General features: G+C 70.2%; 18 protein-coding genes. 11 read left to right on the forward strand and 7 right to left on the reverse strand.

Going from position 1 to position 20,076, the window contains the following annotated elements; all coding sequences use genetic code 11:
* Nucleotides 1–13: 13 nt before the first annotated feature.
* The 3 genes from GON04_RS17135 to GON04_RS17145 form a co-directional block, all read right to left on the reverse strand.
* On the reverse strand, nucleotides 14–1,453 hold the full coding sequence (locus GON04_RS17135; protein WP_157399258.1) for an efflux RND transporter periplasmic adaptor subunit: 1,440 nt from the start codon (nucleotides 1,451–1,453) through the stop codon (nucleotides 14–16).
* A 138-nt stretch (nucleotides 1,454–1,591) separates the two neighbouring features.
* On the reverse strand, nucleotides 1,592–2,053 hold the full coding sequence (gene rnhA, locus GON04_RS17140; protein ID WP_157399259.1) for a ribonuclease HI: 462 nt from the start codon (nucleotides 2,051–2,053) through the stop codon (nucleotides 1,592–1,594).
* Nucleotides 2,050–2,850 (reverse strand): class I SAM-dependent methyltransferase, encoded by an 801-nt coding sequence (locus GON04_RS17145; protein ID WP_232533145.1) that lies wholly within the window; start codon nucleotides 2,848–2,850, stop codon nucleotides 2,050–2,052. The genes rnhA and GON04_RS17145 overlap by 4 nt, the downstream gene beginning before the upstream one ends.
* Here GON04_RS17145 and gloB point away from each other — a divergent pair.
* The 11 genes from gloB (at nucleotide 2,849) to GON04_RS17200 (ending at nucleotide 15,709) form a co-directional block, all read left to right on the forward strand.
* A complete protein-coding gene (gene gloB, locus GON04_RS17150; protein ID WP_157399260.1) occupies nucleotides 2,849–3,652 on the forward strand; it encodes a hydroxyacylglutathione hydrolase in 804 nt (267 codons plus the stop codon). The genes GON04_RS17145 and gloB overlap by 2 nt on opposite strands.
* Entirely contained in the window at nucleotides 3,649–5,181 is a 1,533-nt protein-coding gene (locus GON04_RS17155) for a transglycosylase SLT domain-containing protein (RefSeq protein WP_157399261.1), read from the forward strand. The genes gloB and GON04_RS17155 overlap by 4 nt, the downstream gene beginning before the upstream one ends.
* 574 nt (nucleotides 5,182–5,755) lie before the next feature.
* On the forward strand, nucleotides 5,756–6,622 hold the full coding sequence (locus GON04_RS17160) for a creatininase family protein (RefSeq protein WP_157399262.1): 867 nt from the start codon (nucleotides 5,756–5,758) through the stop codon (nucleotides 6,620–6,622).
* 61 nt (nucleotides 6,623–6,683) lie between these two features.
* On the forward strand, nucleotides 6,684–7,670 hold the full coding sequence (locus GON04_RS17165) for an ABC transporter substrate-binding protein (protein ID WP_157399263.1): 987 nt from the start codon (nucleotides 6,684–6,686) through the stop codon (nucleotides 7,668–7,670).
* A complete protein-coding gene (locus tag GON04_RS17170; RefSeq protein WP_157399264.1) occupies nucleotides 7,670–8,512 on the forward strand; it encodes an ABC transporter ATP-binding protein in 843 nt (280 codons plus the stop codon). The genes GON04_RS17165 and GON04_RS17170 overlap by 1 nt, the downstream gene beginning before the upstream one ends.
* Nucleotides 8,509–9,303, forward strand: coding sequence for an ABC transporter permease (locus GON04_RS17175; protein ID WP_338050995.1), 795 nt, complete (start codon nucleotides 8,509–8,511; stop codon nucleotides 9,301–9,303). Before GON04_RS17170 ends, GON04_RS17175 begins: the two co-directional genes overlap by 4 nt.
* Before the next feature lie 25 nt (nucleotides 9,304–9,328).
* A complete protein-coding gene (locus GON04_RS17180) occupies nucleotides 9,329–10,693 on the forward strand; it encodes an FAD-binding oxidoreductase (protein ID WP_157399265.1) in 1,365 nt (454 codons plus the stop codon).
* 496 nt (nucleotides 10,694–11,189) lie between these two features.
* Complete coding sequence (locus tag GON04_RS17185; RefSeq protein WP_157399266.1) at nucleotides 11,190–12,158, forward strand: ABC transporter substrate-binding protein; 969 nt, start codon at nucleotides 11,190–11,192, stop codon at nucleotides 12,156–12,158.
* A 19-nt stretch (nucleotides 12,159–12,177) separates the two neighbouring features.
* The gene (locus GON04_RS17190) at nucleotides 12,178–13,236 is read left to right on the forward strand and encodes an aromatic ring-hydroxylating dioxygenase subunit alpha (protein WP_157399267.1); all 1,059 of its coding nucleotides are present in this window, start codon (nucleotides 12,178–12,180) and stop codon (nucleotides 13,234–13,236) included.
* Nucleotides 13,230–14,288 carry an aromatic ring-hydroxylating dioxygenase subunit alpha gene (locus GON04_RS17195; protein WP_157399268.1) on the forward strand — a complete coding sequence of 353 codons (1,059 nt, stop codon included), beginning with the start codon at nucleotides 13,230–13,232 and terminating at the stop codon, nucleotides 14,286–14,288. The genes GON04_RS17190 and GON04_RS17195 overlap by 7 nt, the downstream gene beginning before the upstream one ends.
* Nucleotides 14,285–15,709: an amidohydrolase family protein gene (locus GON04_RS17200; protein ID WP_157399269.1), complete on the forward strand. Its 1,425-nt coding sequence runs from the start codon at nucleotides 14,285–14,287 to the stop codon at nucleotides 15,707–15,709. Before GON04_RS17195 ends, GON04_RS17200 begins: the two co-directional genes overlap by 4 nt.
* Here the strand turns inward: GON04_RS17200 and GON04_RS17205 are convergent.
* The 4 genes from GON04_RS17205 to GON04_RS17220 all read right to left on the reverse strand — a co-directional run bounded on the left by GON04_RS17205 (nucleotide 15,698) and on the right by GON04_RS17220 (nucleotide 19,981).
* On the reverse strand, nucleotides 15,698–17,170 hold the full coding sequence (locus GON04_RS17205; RefSeq protein WP_157399270.1) for an MFS transporter: 1,473 nt from the start codon (nucleotides 17,168–17,170) through the stop codon (nucleotides 15,698–15,700). The two genes, GON04_RS17200 and GON04_RS17205, sit on opposite strands and share 12 nt — an antisense overlap.
* 134 nt (nucleotides 17,171–17,304) lie before the next feature.
* Entirely contained in the window at nucleotides 17,305–18,342 is a 1,038-nt protein-coding gene (locus tag GON04_RS17210) for an NAD-dependent epimerase/dehydratase family protein (RefSeq protein ID WP_157399271.1), read from the reverse strand.
* Nucleotides 18,339–18,911 (reverse strand): dTDP-4-dehydrorhamnose 3,5-epimerase, encoded by a 573-nt coding sequence (gene rfbC / locus GON04_RS17215; RefSeq protein WP_157399272.1) that lies wholly within the window; start codon nucleotides 18,909–18,911, stop codon nucleotides 18,339–18,341. The genes GON04_RS17210 and rfbC overlap by 4 nt, the downstream gene beginning before the upstream one ends.
* Nucleotides 18,908–19,981 carry a core-2/I-branching beta-1,6-N-acetylglucosaminyltransferase family protein gene (locus GON04_RS17220; RefSeq protein WP_157399273.1) on the reverse strand — a complete coding sequence of 358 codons (1,074 nt, stop codon included), beginning with the start codon at nucleotides 19,979–19,981 and terminating at the stop codon, nucleotides 18,908–18,910. The genes rfbC and GON04_RS17220 overlap by 4 nt, the downstream gene beginning before the upstream one ends.
* Nucleotides 19,982–20,076 lie beyond the last annotated feature (95 nt).

The following is a 20,076-nucleotide window of genomic DNA, read 5'->3' on the forward strand; positions in this document are numbered from 1 at the left end:
CTTCTTCCGGGCGTCAGTTGAGGGCGGCGCGGGCGCCGCGGGCCGGGCGACCCGAGGAGCCGCCGGCCGGGGCGCTGCGGGGCGCGGCGCCCTGGGCGACGTCGAGGTTGCAGGGATTGGGACCGTTGAGCGCAGCGGGCCTGGCCGCCTTGTCGACGACGGGCACCTGGGCCGGGCGCGCCCCCGAGGCTGCCACGGGCATGGCCACCGGGTCGGCGGGCTGACCGTTCGCCGGGGCCGCCGCGGCCGGCCCCACCGTCGGCGCGCCGCCCGCAGGGGCGCCGCCACCGGCCGGAGCACCGCCGGCACCACCGGCGCCACCGCCACGACTCACCTCCAGGACACGGACCGGCATGCCGTCCTTCTGCACCCGTTGCTGGCCTGCGGTGACGACCATGTCACCGGGCTGCAGGCCCTCGATGATCTCGACCCGGCCGGGGCGGCGCAGGCCGACCTTGACCTCGACGCGCTGGGCCGTCTTGCTGTCCTGGTCGGGGCCGTCGACCAGCCGGATGACGAACTGGCGGCTGCCCTGCGGCACGATGGCCTCCTCGGGCACCACCATCGCGTTGGCACGCTCGCCGAACACGGCCGTCACGCGCGCGAACATGCCCGGGCGCAGCTCCAGCTGGCGGTTGTCGATGCAGCCGCGGATGCCGACCGAGCGACCGTTGGCATCGACCAGCGGATCGACGGCCTGCACCTGCGCGGTCCACTTGCGGCCCGGCACGGCGTCGGCCTGCACCAGCGCCGGCTGGCCCGGCTTGATCTTGGTCTGGAACCGCTCGGGCAGCCGGAAATCGACGTACACCGCGTCCAGGTCTTCCAGGTTGACGATGTCGGCGCCGTCCTTGAGGTAGTCGCCGATGTTGATGCTGCGGATGCCCGCGATGCCGTCGAAGGGCGCCACGATGCGCAGCCGTGCGGCGGTGGCTTCGGCCAGCGCCAGCTTGGCCTCGGCAACCTGCAGGTTGGCCGAGCTCTCGTCGACGCTGCGCTGGCTGATGAACGACTGCGCCACCAGGTCCTGGTTGCGCTTGTGGTTGGCCCGCGCGATCGACAGCTCGGCCCGCATCTGCTGCACCACCGCCAGCGGCAGCTGGTCGTCCAGTTGCACCAGCAGCTGGCCCTTGCGCACCCGCTCGCCGTCGCGGAAATTGATCTGGGTGACGCGGCCGCTGATCTCGGGGCGCAGCACCACGCTCTGGCGCGAGCGCAGGCTGCCGACGGTCTGCGCGTCGTCGGTCAGGCGCATGACCTCCACGCGCCCCACCTCCACCACCGGGGGCCGGGTCGGGCCGCTGGCGCCACCGGCCGGCGCGGCCGCCGCGGGGCTGCCGGTGGTCGCGGGCGGTGCCGCGGCCGGCGCCTTGTGCTGGTACCACCAGGCGGCGGTGGAGGCCGCGGCGATGCCGGCGACTGCGATGACCGTGTAGAGGGGCTTGGCTGCCATGAACTTCAGGGACCGAAACGAACGGCGGACGATTGCATGCAAACGTACCAATGTAGCAGTCGCCGCCCCTGCCGGCGATGGGCAAATGCCCGAACACCGGGGCGCTGCAGCGGATGGGTTGGGGACTTTACGGCTTCTTTACAACGGCGCCTTGCGGCGGCCGAGAGCAACTTCCACGCCCATGTTGGCCAGCGCATCGGCACGCTCGTTGCCGGCATCGCCGTTGTGGCCCCGCACCCAGCGCCAGTCGATGGCGTGGCCGCCCCCCTGCACCAGCCCGTCGAGGCGCTGCCAGAGTTCGACGTTCTTCACCGGCGCCTTGGCGGCCGTGCGCCAGCCCTTGGCCTTCCAGCCAGGAAGCCATTCCGTGATGCCCTTCAGGACGTACTGGCTGTCGAGCCACAGCGTCACCGAGCACGGCCGCTTCAGCGCCTCCAGCGCCTGGATCACCGCCATCATCTCCATGCGGTTGTTTGTGGTGCCCAGCTCCCCGCCGTACAGCTCCTTCTCGGTGGCGCCCGACTTGAGCACCACGCCCCATCCACCGGGACCCGGGTTGCCCTTGCAGGCACCGTCGGTGTAGATCACGACTTCGTTCAAACAGTCTCTCCGGTCAATTCGGGTTGCGGCGAGCCGGCGGGACGGCTGCGGTTCGCCAGCGGCACCGGGGCCGTGGCAATGGACTTGGCCGGCTTCCAGCGCCTGGCCATCAGCTTGACGCCGCGCACGCGCTTGGTGGCCACGATGAAGTAGACGGCGCCCAGGATGGGCCACCAGCGTTCGCCGGCCCGATCCATCCAGTCGAAGCGGCCCAGCCACTTGTCGGTGGCGAAGGCGGGGCGCCAGCAGCCGAAGTTGCCGGTCTCGACCTCGAAGTTCAGCAGTCGCAGCCAGTCGCGCAGGCGCCGGTAGCCGATGAACTCGCCGGCCTCGGGCAGGAACAGCTCGCCCAGTCCGAACCGGCGATACAGCTGCGCGCGGCGCTGGCGCACACCCCACAGGCTGTGCGGGTTGAGGCAGCTGATCACGACCTTTCCTTCCGGCACCAGCACGCGCTCGACCTCGCGCAGGGTGGCGTGGGGGTCGGGGTTGAGTTCCAGCGAATGCGGCAGCACCACCAGGTCGAGGCTGTGGGCTTCGAACGGCAGCGCGGCGTACTCGGTCCACAGCGCCGGGCGGCGGATGTCGGCCGGGGCATGGGGCTCGCGCAGGCCCAGCCAGCGGTGCGGCATGCGGTTGGCCGCCAGCGTGTCGAGTTCCGGCAGCCCGAGTTGCAACGCGTGGTAGCCGAAGATGTCGGCGACGGCACGGTCGAACTCGGCCCGCTCCCAGGCCAGCAGGTACCGGCCGGGTGGCGTTTCGAACCACTCGTGCATTCCTATAATCGCGTCGCTCATGAAGTTGATTCCCCTGCCCGCGTTCCAGGACAACTACCTCTGGTTGTTGCACAACGGGCGGCGGGCCCTGGTCGTGGACCCCGGCGAGGCGCAGCCGGTGCTCGATGCCCTGCAGCGGGACGGCCTGCAACTGGACGCGATTCTAGTCACGCACCACCACGCCGACCACGTGGGTGGCGTGGCGCGCCTGCACGAGGCCACCGGGGCTGCGGTCTGGGGACCGGCCGCCGAGTCCGTGCCCGCGCCCCACACGGCGCTCGTCCAGGGCGACACGGTCGACGTCCTGGGCGTGCGTTTCCAGGTGCTGGAGGTGCCCGGCCACACCGCCGGCCACATCGCCTACTACACGAGCCACTGCCCGCTCGACACGCCCTCGGGGCCGGCCGCCGAAGGCCGCCCGGTCGTGTTCTGCGGCGACACCCTGTTTTCCGGCGGCTGCGGCCGCCTGTTCGAAGGCACGCCGGCCCAGATGCTGGCGTCGCTCGATGCCCTGGCGGCCCTGCCGCCGGCCACCCTCGTGTGCTGTGCGCACGAGTACACGCTGTCCAACCTGCGGTTCGCGCGCGCCGTCGAACCCGGCAATGGCGAGCTGCAGCAATACCAGCAGCGCTGCGAGGCGCTGCGCCGCGAAGGCACCCCGACCCTGCCGTCCACCATCGGACTCGAGCGGGCCGTGAATCCCTTCCTGCGCACCCGCTCGCCCGGCGTGCGGCAGGCCGCCCATGCCTTCAACGGCGCACCCGCCGAGGATGACGTGGCGGTCTTCGCCGCCATCCGCCAATGGAAGAACGAGTACCGATGAAGTTTTCAACGCTGGCCGCCCTGGCCTTCGCCGTGTGGCTGGCCGGCTGCGCGACAGCGCCGACCGACACCACCCTCCCCCCTCTCTCGAGCGAAGGCGTCACGTCCTCGGTCCCGGCGACGCCGCCGGCCGCCGCGGTGCCCGCCGGTCCCCTCAAGCCAATCACGCCCGCCGACGCCTCCTCGCGCGGCGTCGCCGCCACCCAGCCGCCGGCCGACCTCTGGGACCGCATCCGCCGTGGCTACGCGATGCCCAACCTCGAAGGCGACCTGGTGCGCCAGCAGGAGCAGTGGTACGCCACCCGGCCCGACTACATGCAGCGCATGACGGACCGGTCGCGCAAGTACCTGTTCCACATCGTCGAGGAGCTCGAGCGGCGCGGCATGCCGGTCGAGCTGGCCCTGCTGCCCTTCATCGAGAGCGCCTTCAACCCGCAGGCCGTCTCCAGCGCCCGCGCCGCCGGCATGTGGCAGTTCATGCCCGGCACCGGCCGCGACTACGACCTCAAGCAGAACCTGTTCCGCGACGACCGCCGCAACGTCCTGGCCTCGACCCGCGCGGCGCTCGACTACCTGCAGCGGCTGTACGGCATGTTCGGCGACTGGCACCTGGCCCTGGCGGCCTACAACTGGGGCGAAGGCAACGTCGGGCGCGCCATCGCGCGCAACCAGCGGGCCGGGCTGGGCACGCGCTACGTCGACCTGTCGATGCCCAACGAGACGCGCAACTACGTTCCCAAGTTGCAGGCGGTGAAGAACATCGTCGCCAATCCGGACAGCTTCCGCGCCGAGCTGCCGGTGATCGAGAACCACCCGTACTTCGACACCGTGACCGTCGGCCGCGACATCGACATCGACCTGGCGGCGCGGCTGGCGGGCATCGAGCTGGACGACTTCAAGGCGCTGAATCCGCAACTCAACCGGCCCGTGGTGCTGGCGGCCGGCACGCCGCAGATCCTGCTGCCCTGGGACAACGCCCAGGTGTTCCAGCGCAACATGTCCGAGTACAACGAGGGCCGCTTCGCCAGCTGGACCGCCTGGACCGTGCCCGGCACGATGAGCGTGGGCGAAGCCGCACGCCGCGTCGGCATGAACGAGAACGAGCTGCGCAGCGTCAACGCCATCCCGCCGCGCATGCTCATCAAGGCCGGCTCGGTGCTGGTGGTGGCCAGGCCGCCCTCCAAGCAGGAAGACGTGGCCGAGCACCTGGCCGACAACGGCCAGCTGAGCCTGGCGCCGGAGGTCACCCAGCGCCGCACCACGGTCAAGGCCGGCCGCAACGAGTCGGTGGCCAGCATCGCGCGGCGCTACAAGGTCGCGCCGGCGCAGGTCGCCGAATGGAACAACGTCGGCGCATCGGCGGCGTTCCGTGCCGGTCAGCAGGTCGTCGTCTACCTGCCGGTCCGCGCCGCCGCACGTGCGACCCCGCGCACCCACGGCCCGCACGCCGTGGCCGCCGTGCCGCGCGCGAAGCCGGCACCCGCCAAGACCACCAAGTCCTCGAAGATCGCCAAGTCCCAGCGCCGCTGACGGCGCGCGTCCTGCCGGACGCCGGGCCACCGCGGCGTAGGAGGAAACCCACAACTGGTGTGGACAACTCTGTGCGAAAGCAGTGGTGCCCAGGGGCAAAGCGGCGTGGATACTGGGCTCCGCCAGATCGCTGAAAAAAGAGGCAGCGACCCGACAGTGGATCGGGTGGTCCCAGCCGTTGGCACAGGGTTTGCGGATGCCTGCGCATCCCATGACCCGCCCCGAGACCTTCCCGCCCTCCCTCCTCCACGGCCACGCCGCCTGCTCGCACGGTTTCGGTGCGAGCGGCCCGCGGGCGGTGCGGTGAGGCCGTCATGCGTCCTCGAGACCAGTTTCCATGCGGCACTGCACGGCCGCCTGCGCTGGACGGCCATCTCCATGGGCCCGCCGCATCGCTACTGCGCGGCCTCACCGGCAACACGGAACACGTCGACCACCGCGCCTGCGACCACCTGAACGTGGCCACCGAACCAGGCTGGCGCGCTTCCTGCGCTCGGTCGGCCAGGCCTTCACCCGTTTCGCCTGACCGGCGGCCGGCGCGCCGCCCCGCTTGTCCTGTTTGCTGGAGACACCCATGCTGCACGGCTACATCCCGCCGCACCGCTTCCTGCCCTATCTCAGCTGGACAGCCATCGACGGCCTGCCCGACAAGGCCGACACCGTCATCGTGCTTCCAGTGGGCGCCATCGAGCAGCACGGGCCGCACCTGCCGTGCTCGGTCGACAGCGTCATCGCCAGCGGCGTGCTCGGCAAGGCACTCGAGAAGCTGCCGGCCAGCATCCCGGCGTTCGGGATGGCGCCCATCACCTACGGCAAGAGCGACGAGCACCTGCACTTCCCCGGCACCATGACGCTCACGGGCCCGACCCTGCTGGCCAGCGTCACCGAGATCGGCGAGTCGGTCTACCGGGCGGGATTCCGCAAGCTGCTGCTGGCCAACGGCCACGGCGGCCAGCCGCAGGTGCTGGAGATGGCGGCACGGGAACTGAGGCTGCGGCACGGCGACTTCCTCATCGTCCCGTTCCACGTCTCGCGCCTGCCCAATGCGTCGGGCCGGTTCATCTCCGACGAGGAGAAGCGGCTGGCCATGCACGCCGGCCATTCGGAGACGGCGCTGATGCTCGCGCTCGCGCCCGACACCGTGCACATGGAGCGGGCGGTGGCCAACGTGCCGCCGGTGTTCCCGAGCAAGCTGCTGTCGGCCGACGGGCGCCCGGCCTGCGCCTGGACCGCGCGCGACTTCGGCCCCAGCGGCATCATCGGCAACCCGCTCGGCGCCACGCGCGAGCAGGGCCTGGAGATCCTGGACACGCTGTCCGACAGCTGGGTGCAGGCCATCACCGACCTGCACCAGATGCGCTGGATCGAACGCGACGCCGGCTCCTGGGAGCACGGCCACCAGCAGGGCCACATCGAGCGCGCGCCGTCGGCCGGCTTATAGGCCGACTGGCCCGCTCCTTGCTGGTTGCCTGCCGCACGCATCCCACGACCGAGGAGCCCCGATGAAGACGATCCCATTCGCACGCACCCTGCTCGCCGCCGGCCTGGGCCTGGCGCTGTGCGGCGCCGCGCAGGCGCAGGAGAAGCTCACCTACATGACCAACTGGTACGCGCAGGCCGAGCACGGCGGCTTCTACCAGGCGGTGGCCACGGGCATCTACAGGAAGCACGGCCTGGACGTCACCATCCGGATGGGCGGCCCGCAGGTCAACATCCTGCAGCTCATGGCCGCCGGCCAGGCCGACTGCATCATGGGCTCGAGCGACATGCAGATGATGATCGCGCGCGCGGGCGGCCTGCCGGTGGTCACCGTCGCGGCCATCTTCCAGAAGGATCCGCAGGTCCTGATCTCGCACGAGAACGTCAGGAGCTTCGAGGAGATGAAGGACAAGACCATCCTCATCGCTCCCTCGGCCCAGCGCGGCTACTGGCTGTGGCTCAAGGGCAAGTACGGTTTCAAGGACGAGCAGACGCGTCCCTACACCTTCAACATCCAGCCCTTCGTGGCCGACGGGAACACGGTGCAGCAGGGCTACCTGACGTCCGAGCCGTTCGCCATCCAGAAGGCGGGCGTGAAGGCCAATGCCCACCTGTTCGCCGACCAGGGCTGGACCTCGTACGCCACCACCGTGTCGTGCATGGAAGAGACCATCAGGAGCCGACCCAAGGCCGTCGAGTCCTTCGTCAAGGCCACCATGGAAGGCTGGAAGGCCTACCTGGCCGACCCGGCGCCGGGCAATGCGCTGATCCGCAAGGACAACCCCAACATGACCGACGAGCAGCTCGCGTACAGCGTCGGCAAGCTCAAGGAGATGGGGATCATCGGCTCGGGCGACGCCAGGACCGCCGGCATCGGCGTCATCAACGAGGCGCGGGCGAAGCAGAACTACGCCTTCCTGGTCGACAACAAGCTCATCGAGCCCTCGAAGCTGAAGGTGGAGGACGCCTTCAAGCTCGACTGGGTGAAGGCCGCCAAGGTGCTGCCTTGATGCGCGAACCGCCCGCCGCGGCCCTGCACGCCGCGGCGCAGGCCGGCGCCACTACGCCGCCCGCGGTGGAGGTGCTGTCGGCGCACAAGACCTACCCGAACGGTACCGTCGCCCTGCAGCCGGTCGACCTCACGGTGCAGGAAGGCGAGTTCATCACGTTGCTGGGGCCATCCGGCTGCGGCAAGAGCACGCTGCTGAAGATGGTGGCGGGCCTGCTGGAGCCGAGCGACGGCCGCCTGCTGCTGTGGCGCAAGCCCGTCCAGCAACTCGACGAGGCCGGCAGGCGCATGGCCTTCGTGTTCCAGTCGCCCACGCTGATGCCCTGGGCCAGCGTGGCCACCAACGTGCGGCTGCCGCTCGACCTGGCGGGCGTGCCGCGGGCCGAGGCCGACCAGCGCGTGCAGGACGCCCTGGCGCTGGTGGGACTGGCGAAGTTCGCCGGTTCGCTGCCGCGCAACCTGTCCGGCGGCATGCAGATGCGCGTGTCCATCGCGCGCAGCCTGGTCGTGCAGCCGCAGCTGCTGCTGATGGACGAGCCGTTCGGCGCCCTCGACGAGATCACGCGGCACAAGCTCGACACCGAGCTGCTGTCGCTGTGGCGCGAGAAGAAGCTGACCGTGATCTTCGTCACCCACTCCATCCACGAGGCGGTGTTCCTGTCCAACCGCGTCGTGATGATGGCGGCCCGGCCGGGGCGCATCGTCGAGGAGGTGGCGATCGACGAACCGTACCCGCGCACCCCCGACTTCATGGTGACGCCGCGCTTCGCGCAATACGCCAAGCGCCTGCAGGACAGCCTGCTGCGTGCCAGCCGGGACACCGACGAGGAGAGCGTGTCGTGAGCACTGCCAAGCCGCGCCATGCGCAGCGCGTCCTGTATCCCGCCCTGGTGGCCATCGTGCTGCTGGGCGCCTGGCAGGGCCTGGTCACCGGCCTGAAGCTGCCGCCCTACCTGGTGCCCTCGCCGGTGCTGATGCTGCAGACCCTGGTCACCGACTGGGCCGCGCTGTTCACCGCCCTGCTCGTGACGCTGAAGATCACGGTGCTGTCGTTCTCGATGGCGGTGCTCGTCGGCGTGCTGGTCTCGTTCGTGTTCGTCCAGAGCCGCGCCATCGAGACCGCCCTCTTCCCGTACGCGGTGCTGCTGCAGGTGACGCCCATCGTGGCCGTCGCGCCGCTCATCATCATCTGGGTCAAGAATCCCACCGCCTCGCTGGTGCTGTGTGCCGCGCTGGTGGCGCTGTTCCCCATCATCAGCAACACCACCCTGGGCCTGCGCAGCATCGATCCGGACCTGCAAAGCTACTTCGCGATGAACCGGGCCAGCCGGGTGCAGACGCTGTGGCGCCTGCGCATCCCGAGTGCCCTGCCGTACTTCTTCGGCGGCCTGCGCATCTCCAGCGGCCTGGCGCTCATCGGCGCGGTGGTGGCGGAGTTCGTCGCCGGCACCGGCGGGGCGGCCACCGGGCTGGCCTACCAGATCCTGATGGCGGGCTACCAGCTGAACATCCCGCGCATGTTCGCCGCCCTGCTGCTGATCTCGCTGACCGGCGTCGCGCTGTTCGTGCTGATGGCGTGGCTGTCCAGGCTGGCGCTCGGCTCCTGGCACGCCAGCGAACTCTCGCGAGATTGACTTCCCCTTCCACGCTCGGCCCTCCATGAACGCTCCGGTGCACCCGATCGAACACCTGCAAGTCGAACTGTCCGACCTCGACTGGGTCACGGACGCCGGCCGCATCGCGCGGCTGTCCCAGGACTTCTCCTGGTTCAGCCCCGTGCTCAAGCGCCAGCTCGAAGGCAAGCAGGCCCAGGCCGTGGTGCGTCCGCGCAGCCAGGACGAGATCGTGCGGCTCGTGTCCCTGTGCGCGCGCCTGCGCGTGCCCGTCACGGTGCGCGGCAGCGGCACCGGCAACTACGGCCAGGCCGTGCCGCTGCAAGGCGGCGTCGTCCTGGACATGAGCGGCTACAACGCCTTCCTGTGGGCGCGCGACGGCGTGGCCCGGGCGCAGGCCGGCATCCGGCTGTCGGAGCTGGAGAGCGCCATCCGGCCGCTCGGCTGGGAACTGCGCTGCGTGCCCAGCACCTGGCGCAGCGCCACGCTGGGGGGCCTGTACGGCGGCGGCTTCGGCGGCATCGGTTCGATCAACTACGGCCCGCTGGCCGCGCGCGGCAACGTGCTGGGCATCAAGGCCATCACGTTCGAGGCGCAGCCCCAGGTGGTCGAGCTTCGGGGCAGCGACGCACTGCAGCTGCACCACATGTGGGGCACCAACGGCCTGGTGCTCGAAGTCGAGGTGGGCCTTGCGCCGGCGCACGACTGGGTGGAGCAGCTGGTGGTGTTCGACAGCTTCGATGCCGGGCTGGACTTCGGCGACGCCGTCTCGCGCAGCACCGGCATCGTCAAGCGCGAGCTGTGCTTCCTGGCGGCACCCATCCCCGACTACCTGCGCCAGCTGGCCGACCACCTGCCGGCCGGCTGCCACGCCTGCATCGTGGCGGTGGCGCCGGCCAGCGAGCCGGCGCTGCAGGAAGTGGTGGCGCAGTTCGGCGGCAAGGTCACCTGCCGCAAGACCGCCGAGGAGGTGCGCACCAGCAACCGCACGCTGCTCGAATACACCTGGAACCACACCACCCTGCATGCCCTGAAGGTCGACATGACCCTCACGTACCTGCAGATCGCCTTCACCCCCGGCCAACACCTGGAGCAGGTGCGCCGGATGGAGGCGTTCTTCGCCGGCGAGGTGCTCACCCACACGGAATTCATCCGCAACATCGACGGTCACATGGTCTGCACGGCCCTGCAGCTGGTGCGCTTCACCTCCGAGGAGCGGCTGCGGGAGATCATGCGGCTGTACCGCGAGAACGGCATCCGCGTGAACGACCCCCACGTCTTCATCGTCGAGGACGGCCGGGCCCAGGGCTCCCTGGCCCCGGGCGCCCTCGCCATGAAGCGACGCTTCGATCCCCTCGGGTTGCTGAACCCGGGCAAGGTCAGGGCGTGGATGGATGGGGTGCCGGCATGAGCTGCCGGCCGGGACCGAACCGTCCAGGGGCCTGCCAGAAACGCCAGAGCGCAGAACGAACCCGCGTCGATCAGGCAGAGCCTGCCCACGCGGCAGGTGGTGCCTGGCAGGGTCGATTTGTGGGACGGCGGAGACGGACCGGGCCGGGCGGAGCGCGCGCCAGCGCGCATCGTGAACTGACTCCGGCTCATTGTCTGAACGGAGCGCTTAGCGCGCAGTGAGTTTGAGCCGGCAAGCCCGGCCCGGTGCTAGTTGGAGCGCAGTCGCGGGCGAGCGAAGCAAAGCCGCGACCGGCACACCATGAGAACCTGCCAGGCACCACCTGCCGCGCCCCCACCCCATCGCGCTCCCACCCGGCACGCCTCTTGCAAATCGCTCCCCGGAGTAGAAGCAGTCAGTGGCGCAGGCCGCGGGTCATTGCTCCGGTGGCGGGACGAGGGTCCCGCCGCGCACCTGATCGGTGCGCCTTGTTCCATCGACATCACCGGAGAACCGCATGCAGGCCAGATCCTTCTTCACCGTCTTCGCCCTCGCGGCAGCCGCCACGGCGGTCCACGCGCAGGACAAGGTGTCCATCCTCACCTCCTGGTATGCCCAGGCCGAGCACGGCGGCTACTACCAGGCCCTGGCGACCGGCATCTACAAGAAGTACGGCCTGGACGTCACCGTGAAGATGGGCGGGCCGCAGGTCAACTCGGTCCAGCTCATCGCGGCGGGCCAGGCCGACTTCATCATGGGCAAGGACTTCCAGACCCTGTCGGCCATCGAGCAGGGCGTGCCGCTGGTGACCGTCGCGGCGCTGTTCCAGAAAGAGCCACAGGGAATGGTCACGCATCCCGACGTGAACGGCCTGGGCGACCTGAAGGACAAGACCGTTCTGCTGGCCACCAGCGGGCGCAGCAGCTGGTGGCCGTGGCTGAAGATCAAGTACGGCTACAAGGACGAACAGACCCGGCCCTACAGCTTCAGCATGCAGCCGTTCTTCGCCGACAAGTCGGTGGTGCAGCAGGGGTTCCCGACCTCCGAGACCTTCATCGCCGACAAGGCCGGCCAGAAGGTGAAGTTCTTCCTGTTCGCCGACGACGGCTATCCCCCCTACGGCAACACCATCGTCACCACCCAGAAGATGGCCAAGGACAAGCCGGATGTCGTGCAGCGCTTCGTGAAGGCCACCATCGAAGGCTACAAGAGCTACCTGGACAACCCTGCACCCGGCAACGCGCTGATCAAGCAGGAGAACCCCAAGATGGAGGACGACCTGATCGCCTACGGCGTGCGGCGCATGAAGGAGATCAACTTCCTCGGCGCCGGCGACGCTGCCCGGATGGGCGTGGGCATCATGACCGACGCGCGCTGGAAGCAGACCTACGACCTGATGGTCACCAGCGGCCAGGTCAAGCCCATCGCCAACTGGCAGCAGGCGTACACGACGCAGTTCGTCAAGGACCTGAAGGTCATGCCCTGAACGAGCCAGGACCCCGCCCATGCTCGTCACCCGACAACCCGTCCTGCGGCGCTTCTGGTACGCCGTGATGCCGATGGACCGGCTCGATGCCGGACCGCAACCCTTCACCCTGCTGGGCGAGCCCATCGTCCTGTGGAAGAAGGCCGACGGCTCGCCCGCCGCCGTGCGCGACCGCTGCTGCCACCGCACCGCGAAGCTCTCCAGGGGCTTCGTCGAGGGCGACCACATCGTCTGCGGCTACCACGGCTGGACCTACGACTGCAGCGGCGCCTGCGTGCGCATCCCGCAGCAGCCCGACCTGCAGATCCCGGCCGGTGCCCGGGTGCCGGCCTACCACTGCGCGCAGAAGTTCGGCTACGCCTGGGTCGCCCTCGAGGACCCGCTGGTGCCCCTGCCCGACACCCCCGAGGAGAACGACCCGGCCTTCCGCCGCATCCACCAGATGGACGAAACCTGGAACACCGGTGCGCTGCGCATGATGGAGAACTCGTTCGACACGGCGCACTTCGCCTTCGTGCACAAGGGCACCTTCGGCCAGGGCGACCAGCCCAAGCCCAGGTTCTTCGAGCTGCGCGAGACCGACTATGGCTTCGAGGCCGAGGCCATCGTGCCGATCAACAATCCCCCGGCGTCGCACCGCATCACCGGCAGCACCGAGCCCACGACCACGCGCCACTTCCACAACCAGTGGCACCTGCCGTTCCTGCGGCGGCTGGGGCTGGCGTACCCGAACGGCCTGCTGCACAACCTGTACACGGCGGCGACGCCGATCGACGACCACCGGATCCGCCTGATCCAGTGGCTGTACCGCAACGACTCCGAGGCCGACTGCTCCGCCGAGGAACTGAATGCCTGGGACCGCCGGGTGGTCGAGGAGGACCGGGTCATCCTGGAATCGGTCGATGCCGACGCCCCCGTCGACGTCGGCCGCCGCGACGAGCAGAGCATGCTGAGCGACCGGCCCGGAATGATCATGCGCCGCCGGCTCCTGGAACTGCTGCACGCCCACGGCGAAACCGAGGTGCACGGCTGGCCCAGCGCAGCGCCGTCGCCCGAGAGGGAGACAGCCCCATGCTGACCACGCGACAAAACGTCCTGCGCCGCTTCTGGTACGCGCTCATGCCCATGTCGTTCCTCGACCAGGGCCCCCGCCCCTTCCGGCTGATGGGCGAGGACATCGTGCTCTGGAAGCAGGCCGACGGCACGCCGGCGGCCGTGCGCGACCGCTGCTGCCATCGCACCGCGAAGCTCTCGAAAGGCTTCGTCGAGAACGGCAACCTCGTCTGCGGCTACCACGGCTGGACCTACGACTGCACCGGCGCCTGCGTGCGCATTCCCCAGCAGCCCGACCTGCAGATCCCGGCCGGCGCCCGGGTGCCGGCCTATCGGGCCCAGGAGAAATACGGCTACGTGTGGGTGGCGCTCGAGGACCCGCTGCAGCCCATCCCGCACTTCCCGGAGGACGGCGCGCCCGGTTTCCGGCGGATCTTCCAGTTCTACGAGGAATGGAAGACCGCGCCGCTGCGCATGATGGAGAACTCGTTCGACAACTCGCACTTCTCGTACGTGCACAAGGCGAACTTCGGCATCCTCGAGAACCCCAAGCCGGCGCCCTACAGCTTCGAGGAGACCGACTACGGCTTCGAGGCCATCACCACGGTGCCGATCCGCAATCCGCAGCAGAGCCATCGCATCACGGGCACCACGGACCCGATCACCGACCGGCACCTGGTCAACCGCTACTACCTGCCCTTCGCGCGCCGCTTCGGCTGCACCTACCCGGCCAGCGGCCGCGCGCACATCATCTACAACTGCGCGACGCCCATCGACGACGACCGCATCATGCTGGTGCAGTGGCTGTACCGGAACGACACCGAGGCCGAGTGCAGCACGCAGGAGCTGATCGACTGGGATGCGCAGATCACGGCCGAGGACAAGGACATCCTGGAGGCGACCGACCCGGACGCCTGTGTGGACACCAGCCGCCGGGCCGAGTTCCACATGGCGTCCGACAAGCCGGGCCTCGTCATCCGCAAGCAGCTGCTCGCGCTGCTGCGCGCCCATGGCGAGGAGGAGGTCTACCGTGGCTCGGCGCCGGTGTCGCGCACGATCCCCATCACGTCGGCATGAGTTCGCTCCTCATTCGCAACGCGACGGCCATCCTCACGGGCCTCAAGGGCGGTGAGGCACGCCACCGCGGCCCGGACATCCGGCTGCGCGACGGCCGGATCGCCGCCATGGGCGCCCTGGCGCCCGAACCCGGCGAGGCCCAGCTCGATGCGACGGACTGCGTCATCTACCCGGCCTGGGTGAACACGCACCACCACCTGTTCCAGTCGCTGCTCAAGGGCGACCCCAGGGGGCTGGATGCCACGCTGGGGCCCTGGCTGCAGGCCACGCCTTGGCGCCTGCGGCCGCACATGGACGAGGCCATGTTCCGCCTGGCCGCCCGCATCGGCCTGGTGGAACTGGCGCTGTCCGGCTGCGGCACGGTCGCCGACCACAACTACCACTACTGGCCCGGCATGCCGTACGACGGCTCGGCGGTGCTGTTCGAGGAGGCGCAGGCGCTGGGCCTGCGCTTCGTGCTGTGCCGCGGCGGCGGCACCCTGTCGCGCGTGGCCCTGGCCGACCTGCCGCCCTCGCTGCAGCCGGAGCCGCTCGACACCTACCTGGCCGACGTCGAGCGCCTCGCGTCACGCTGGCACGATCCTGCGCCCGATGCCATGCACCGCGTCGTGGTCGCACCGACGACACCGCCGCACGCGATGCGCCCGGACGAACTGCGTGAGACGGCCGCCTTCGCCCGGGCACGCGGGCTGCGCCTGCACTCGCACCTGTCCGAGACCGTGGCCTACCAGGACACGGTGCACGACCTGCACCGCATGAAACCGGTGCAGTTCTGTCAGTCGGTCGACTGGCTGGGCCCGGACGTCTGGTTCGCGCACCTGGTCAAGCTCGACCCCGACGAGATCGCGCTGCTCGGCGCCACCGGCACCGGCATCGCCCACTGCCCGCAAAGCAACGGCCGGCTGGGCAGCGGCATCGCGCCCGTGCGCCAGCTCGAGGCGGCCGGCGCGGCGGTGTCCATCGGCGTCGACGGTGCGGCGTCCAACGAGGCGGCGGACATGCTGTCCGAGACGCATGCCGCCTGGCTGCTGCAACGTGCGCGCGCCGGCGATGCCGCCGTCGCCCGCTACCGGGGCGGCCAGGGCGAGGCGCAGGCTGCCGCCGCGGCGACCGTGGAGGACGTGGTGCGCTGGGGCACGGCCGGCGGCGCGCAGGTGCTCGGGCTGGACGCCGTTGGCACCCTCCAGCCGGGCCAGGCGGCCGACCTCGCGATCTACCGGCTGGACGACGATCCGCGCTACTTCGGCCTGCACGATCCCGCGATCGGGCCGGTGGCCAGTGGCGGGGCGGCGCACCTGCACGCCTTGCTGGTGGCCGGGCAGCCTGTCGTCTCGCAGGGCCGCCTGCCCGGCATCGACCTGCGCGACCTCGGGCAGCAGGCGCGGCGCGAAGTCCGGCGTCTGCTGGCGTCAGTCGGCTGAGGGGGCGGCCGGCGTGCGGCCGGCCAGGTCCATGCGCGGGGCCCGGCTGGCGAAGAACGCGCCGGCCGCGGCATACAGGGCCACGACGCCGAACACGATGTGGAAGGCATGGGTCACCTGCCCCGGATCCAGGCCGTCCAGTCGCACCGTGGCCCCTTCGCCGCCGCCGGCGCGCAGGTTCAGCAACGCGAAGGCCAGGCCACCGAAGGCCGCGGTGCCGACGGCCGCGCCGGTCGACCGGGTGATCGACAACAGGGCGGATGCGGCGCCCAGCCGTTCCCGGCCGCCCAGGACCTGGACGGCGATCTGCGCACTCGGCATCACGGTGCCGAAGCCCATCCCGCACAGCGCCGCGGCGACCGAGATGCCCAGGTGCGACGGCGGCAGCACGGCCAGCCCGAACAAGGCCACGGCGGCGGTGCCCAGCCCCCAGGGCGGCAGCACACCGCTGCGCTGGCTGCGGCTGCTGAAGCGGGCGTTGAGCGTCGAGCCCACCACCATGCCGATGGTCAGGGGCAGCAGCTGCAGGCCGGCGCCGGTGGCGCTGGTGTTCTGTCCCACCTGCAGGTAGATCGGCAGCAGGAACACCAGCGCGAACATCGAGCCCGAGAACCCCATGACCGACAGGCAGACCCAGCCGACGCCCGGCACCCGCAGCACGTCCAGGGGCAGGAAGGGAAACGGGTGCCGGCGCTGCTGGTATGCAAGCAGCGCGCCGCTGCCGGCCGCCAGCGCGAGCAGGCCTGCGCTCACCGCCGACAGCAGCGGGAAGCGGTGCCCCACCAGGCTCAGCCAGAGCAGCGCACTGGCGGCACAGGTCGCGAACAGCACCACGCCCATCGGGTCGTACGGCGCGTCTCGCACGGCCGAGCGTGCCGGCCGCGGCAGCGATGCCACCCGCCAGGCGGCCACCAGGCCCAGCGGCAGGTTGACCAGGAACAGCCAGCGCCAGTCGCCGTGGTTGACGACGAAGCCGCCGATAACCGGGCCGCCCACGCTGGAGACCGTGAACACGGCCGCGAAATAGCCCTGGTAGCGCGGCCGCTCCGATGGCGGCACCAGTTCACCGATGAGGGACTGCGACAGCACCATGAGGCCGCCGCCGCCCAGCCCCTGCAGCACGCGGGCGCCGATCAGGAAATGCATGTCGCGCGCCATGCCACAGGCGAGCGACCCGGCAACGAACACGGCCAGCGCCACCAGCAGGACGTTGCGGCGCCCGTAGCGGTCGCCCATCCGGCCGTAGAGCGGTGCGGCGATGGTGGCGGCCAGCAGGTAGCCGACCGCGATCCAGGAGGTGTCGGACAGGCCACCGAGGTCGCGTGCGATGCGGGGGGTCGCCGCCGCCAGCAGCGTCTGGTCGACCGCGGCCAGGAACATGGGCAGCATGACCGCGCTGAACAACGTCAGGAAACCGGAGCGGGCGTCGGCGGCACCGGCGACGGCAGGGGAATGGGCCATGGGCGCCGATCCTACGGGCTCGCGCCGGCAGGCGCCGTCAGCCCGCGGGCGCAACCGGCGTCGTCAGTCAGGCGTGCGACGACCAAGGGCGCCCGGCCGATGCGGCCCCACTGCGCCCCGGCGGCCGTGCCGCACTAGTAGCGCCAGTAGAAGCGGTCGTCGATCTGCTCCGACGCGCTGAGGTATTTCAGTTGCTTGAGCCGGGTGAACGGGTTGGCCGCGAAGCCGGCCGCATCCAGTCCGATGCGGGTGAACACGTCGTGCAGCTGGCGTGCGCCCTTGCGCGCATCCCAGGTGCAGCGGAAGCCGGGCAGTTGCCGGTGGATCTTGGCGAAATCGACGCGGTAGCTGCGGTTGTCGCCGCCGCTCGGGCCGAAGGTCAGCTCGCAGCCCGGATAGACGCCGGCCACGATCTCCGCGATCTCGCGTACCTGGTAGTTGTCGGCGTCGTGGCCGACGTTGAAGACCTCGCCGTGCACCGCGTCCTGGGGTGCCTCCAGCGCGCAGGCGATCGCCTCGCAGATGTCCAGCACGTGCACCAGCGGCCGCCACGGCGTGCCGTCGCTGGTCATCGCGATCTTGCCGGTGGTGGCAGCGATCCCGCACAGGTTGTTCAGCACGATGTCGAACCGCATCCGCGGCGAGGCGCCGTAGGCCGTGGCATTGCGCAGGAAGGTCGGCGAGAACGCGGGCGTCGCCAGGGCGGCGACATCGCGCTCGACCAGCGTCTTGCACCGGGCATAGGCGGTCTGCGGGTTGACCGGCGAGCGCTCGGTCATCGGCTCGGCCCCGTCGGCCACGCCGTAGACACTGCAGGAGGAGGTGTAGACGAAGCGCTTCACGCCGGCCGCCCTTGCCAGCTCGGCCAGGCGCACCGACGCGCGGTGGTTGATCTCGAACGTGAGTTCGGGAACGTTCTCGCCCAGCGGGTCGTTGGACAGCTCGGCCAGGTGCACGACGGCGTCGACGCCCTGCAGCAACTCGGGCGGAAGCTGGCGGATGTCGCCGTTGACCGTGCGCGGAAAGTGCGGAACCAGGGTGCGGTCGCTGAACAGCCATCCGTCGCGGTAGTACCCGGTGTCGAATCCGACGATGTCGTGCCCGCGCGCCTGCAGCAGCGGCGCCAGCAGGCAGCCGATGTAGCCCTCCACCCCGGTGACCAGCAATTTCATGGATGCATCCTTTCGAGCGCGCCGGGCGACCGGCCCGGCTCGGGAATGAAGTCCGGCCAGGACCGGTCCTTGTCGGAGATCTGCCGCACCGGCTGCGGCCAGCGGATGTCGAAGGCGGGGTCGTCGTGGCGCGCGCCGCGCTCGGCCGTCGGCTCGTAGAAGGCCGACATCTGGTAGCTGACCACGGCGTCGTCGGTGAGCGTGATGAAGCCGTGGGCGAATCCCTTGGGCACCAGCAGCATGCGGCCGTTCGATTCGGTCAGTTCCACGCCGATCCAGCGGCAATAGGTGGGCGATTCCGGGCGCAGGTCGACGATGGCGTCCCAGACGGCGCCCCGCAGGCAGCGCACGAGCTTGTCTTCCTGGTGCGGTGCGCCCTGGAAATGCATGCCACGCAGGGTGCCGGCCTGGTGGTTGACCGAGACGCTGCCCTGCACCATGCGCGACGGCAGGCCGTGGGCGGCGAACTCCCGCTCGCACCAGGTCCGGGCGAATTGCCCACGCTCATCCCGGCGCGGCTCGAGGTCGACAACCGTGGCCCCGGGCAGCTCCGTCGCCGTGAAGATCATGGGCGCATCGTCCTCGCGTCGCGGGCCACGCCCGGTGCATGCTGGACATGTGTGCCGGGCTTGGCGGCGGTGGCACGGGGACGGACACTGGGCACCGAATGCAGCCGCACCGGCGCCGCGGGCGACGGCGCGCTGCCGTCCCGCAACAGCTCGCCCACCACCCGCTGGCGCACCGGCGCAGCGGGATCGTCCGGGAACTTGCGGGCGAAGTAGGCGGGCGAGTCGCGCAGCAGCTGCAGGTCGCCCTCGCCGAAGGTCCCCACGTGCGCGCCGTCGAACCTCTGGATCTCGTGGTTCATCGGGCCACGTGTCGCGGCCAGCTGCATCAGCAGCGTCGGGAACAGGAATTCCTCGGCAATGCGCAGGCCGCTGAAATAGTCGCGCACGCCCGGCCGCTCGAACAGGCGCACCATGCCCTCGACCATCTCGCGCCGGGCGCCGAACCAGGCCGACCCGTAGTACGGGCGGAAGGCCTCGCCGAAGGGATGGCGCCCGATCGCGGGCCGCGCGAGGGCCTTGATCAAGAGGGCGGACGGCCAGGACAGCAGCCCCCTGCCCTCTCCGCTGTGCAGCCAGATGCCGGCCTCGTCGCGGCGTCCCGGCGAGTTGCCGAAGTACAGGTTGGACGCCTGCCGGGCGACGCGGTGGCGCCAGGTGTCCTGGGGCGTGAAGGCCCGGTAGCCCACGCTCATCAGCGCATCGCGGTCGCCGAGCAGGTCGATGCAGTCGAAATGGGCCTGCGCGCCGCCGTCCACGCAGGCCTCGAACTGGGCGATCGGCTTGATCGGCAGGCAGGTGGGGCTGAGCAACTGGAGGTAGTCGAACTCGAAGTTGCGCAACGCGTGGCGCAGCGAGTGGAAGATGCCGTCGACGAACCCGAAATACGCCCAGCCGGTGCGCTTCGGCTCAGGGACCAGCCGCACGTTGGGCGCATCGAGGGGAAAGTGCGGCGTCTGCGAGAAATCGTGGTGGACCAGCGCGACGTGCGGAGCCAATGTCCCAGCCAGCTGGTCGACGGTCTCAGGCCTGCTGACCGCCGACATGATCAGGAACAGGATTCGCGGCTGCATCAAGGTGCTCCTCGGGTGTCCATCGCAGCGGTTGCCCGGCTGGTTCGGCTAGGCCTCAAGGGCGGCCTGCACGGCAGAACTATACGGAGGCCCAG

It is taken from the genome of Ramlibacter pinisoli (assembly GCF_009758015.1).
Taxonomy (GTDB): Bacteria; Pseudomonadota; Gammaproteobacteria; order Burkholderiales; family Burkholderiaceae_C; genus Ramlibacter; species Ramlibacter pinisoli.

Bases quoted from the DNA above. Each gene is read 5' to 3' on its own strand.
- GON04_RS17135 (WP_157399258.1), bottom strand. From the start codon at position 1,453: ATGGCAGCCAAGCCCCTCTACACGGTCATCGCAGTCGCCGGCATCGCC.
- gloB (WP_157399260.1), top strand. From the start codon at position 2,849: ATGAAGTTGATTCCCCTGCCCGCGTTCCAGGACAACTACCTCTGGTTG.
- GON04_RS17145 (WP_232533145.1), bottom strand. From the start codon at position 2,850: ATGAGCGACGCGATTATAGGAATGCACGAGTGGTTCGAAACGCCACCC.
- GON04_RS17155 (WP_157399261.1), top strand. From the start codon at position 3,649: ATGAAGTTTTCAACGCTGGCCGCCCTGGCCTTCGCCGTGTGGCTGGCC.
- GON04_RS17160 (WP_157399262.1), top strand. From the start codon at position 5,756: ATGCTGCACGGCTACATCCCGCCGCACCGCTTCCTGCCCTATCTCAGC.
- GON04_RS17165 (WP_157399263.1), top strand. From the start codon at position 6,684: ATGAAGACGATCCCATTCGCACGCACCCTGCTCGCCGCCGGCCTGGGC.
- GON04_RS17170 (WP_157399264.1), top strand. From the start codon at position 7,670: ATGCGCGAACCGCCCGCCGCGGCCCTGCACGCCGCGGCGCAGGCCGGC.
- GON04_RS17180 (WP_157399265.1), top strand. From the start codon at position 9,329: ATGAACGCTCCGGTGCACCCGATCGAACACCTGCAAGTCGAACTGTCC.
- GON04_RS17185 (WP_157399266.1), top strand. From the start codon at position 11,190: ATGCAGGCCAGATCCTTCTTCACCGTCTTCGCCCTCGCGGCAGCCGCC.
- GON04_RS17190 (WP_157399267.1), top strand. From the start codon at position 12,178: ATGCTCGTCACCCGACAACCCGTCCTGCGGCGCTTCTGGTACGCCGTG.
- GON04_RS17195 (WP_157399268.1), top strand. From the start codon at position 13,230: ATGCTGACCACGCGACAAAACGTCCTGCGCCGCTTCTGGTACGCGCTC.
- GON04_RS17200 (WP_157399269.1), top strand. From the start codon at position 14,285: ATGAGTTCGCTCCTCATTCGCAACGCGACGGCCATCCTCACGGGCCTC.
- GON04_RS17205 (WP_157399270.1), bottom strand. From the start codon at position 17,170: ATGGCCCATTCCCCTGCCGTCGCCGGTGCCGCCGACGCCCGCTCCGGT.
- GON04_RS17210 (WP_157399271.1), bottom strand. From the start codon at position 18,342: ATGAAATTGCTGGTCACCGGGGTGGAGGGCTACATCGGCTGCCTGCTG.
- rfbC (WP_157399272.1), bottom strand. From the start codon at position 18,911: ATGATCTTCACGGCGACGGAGCTGCCCGGGGCCACGGTTGTCGACCTC.
- GON04_RS17220 (WP_157399273.1), bottom strand. From the start codon at position 19,981: ATGCAGCCGCGAATCCTGTTCCTGATCATGTCGGCGGTCAGCAGGCCT.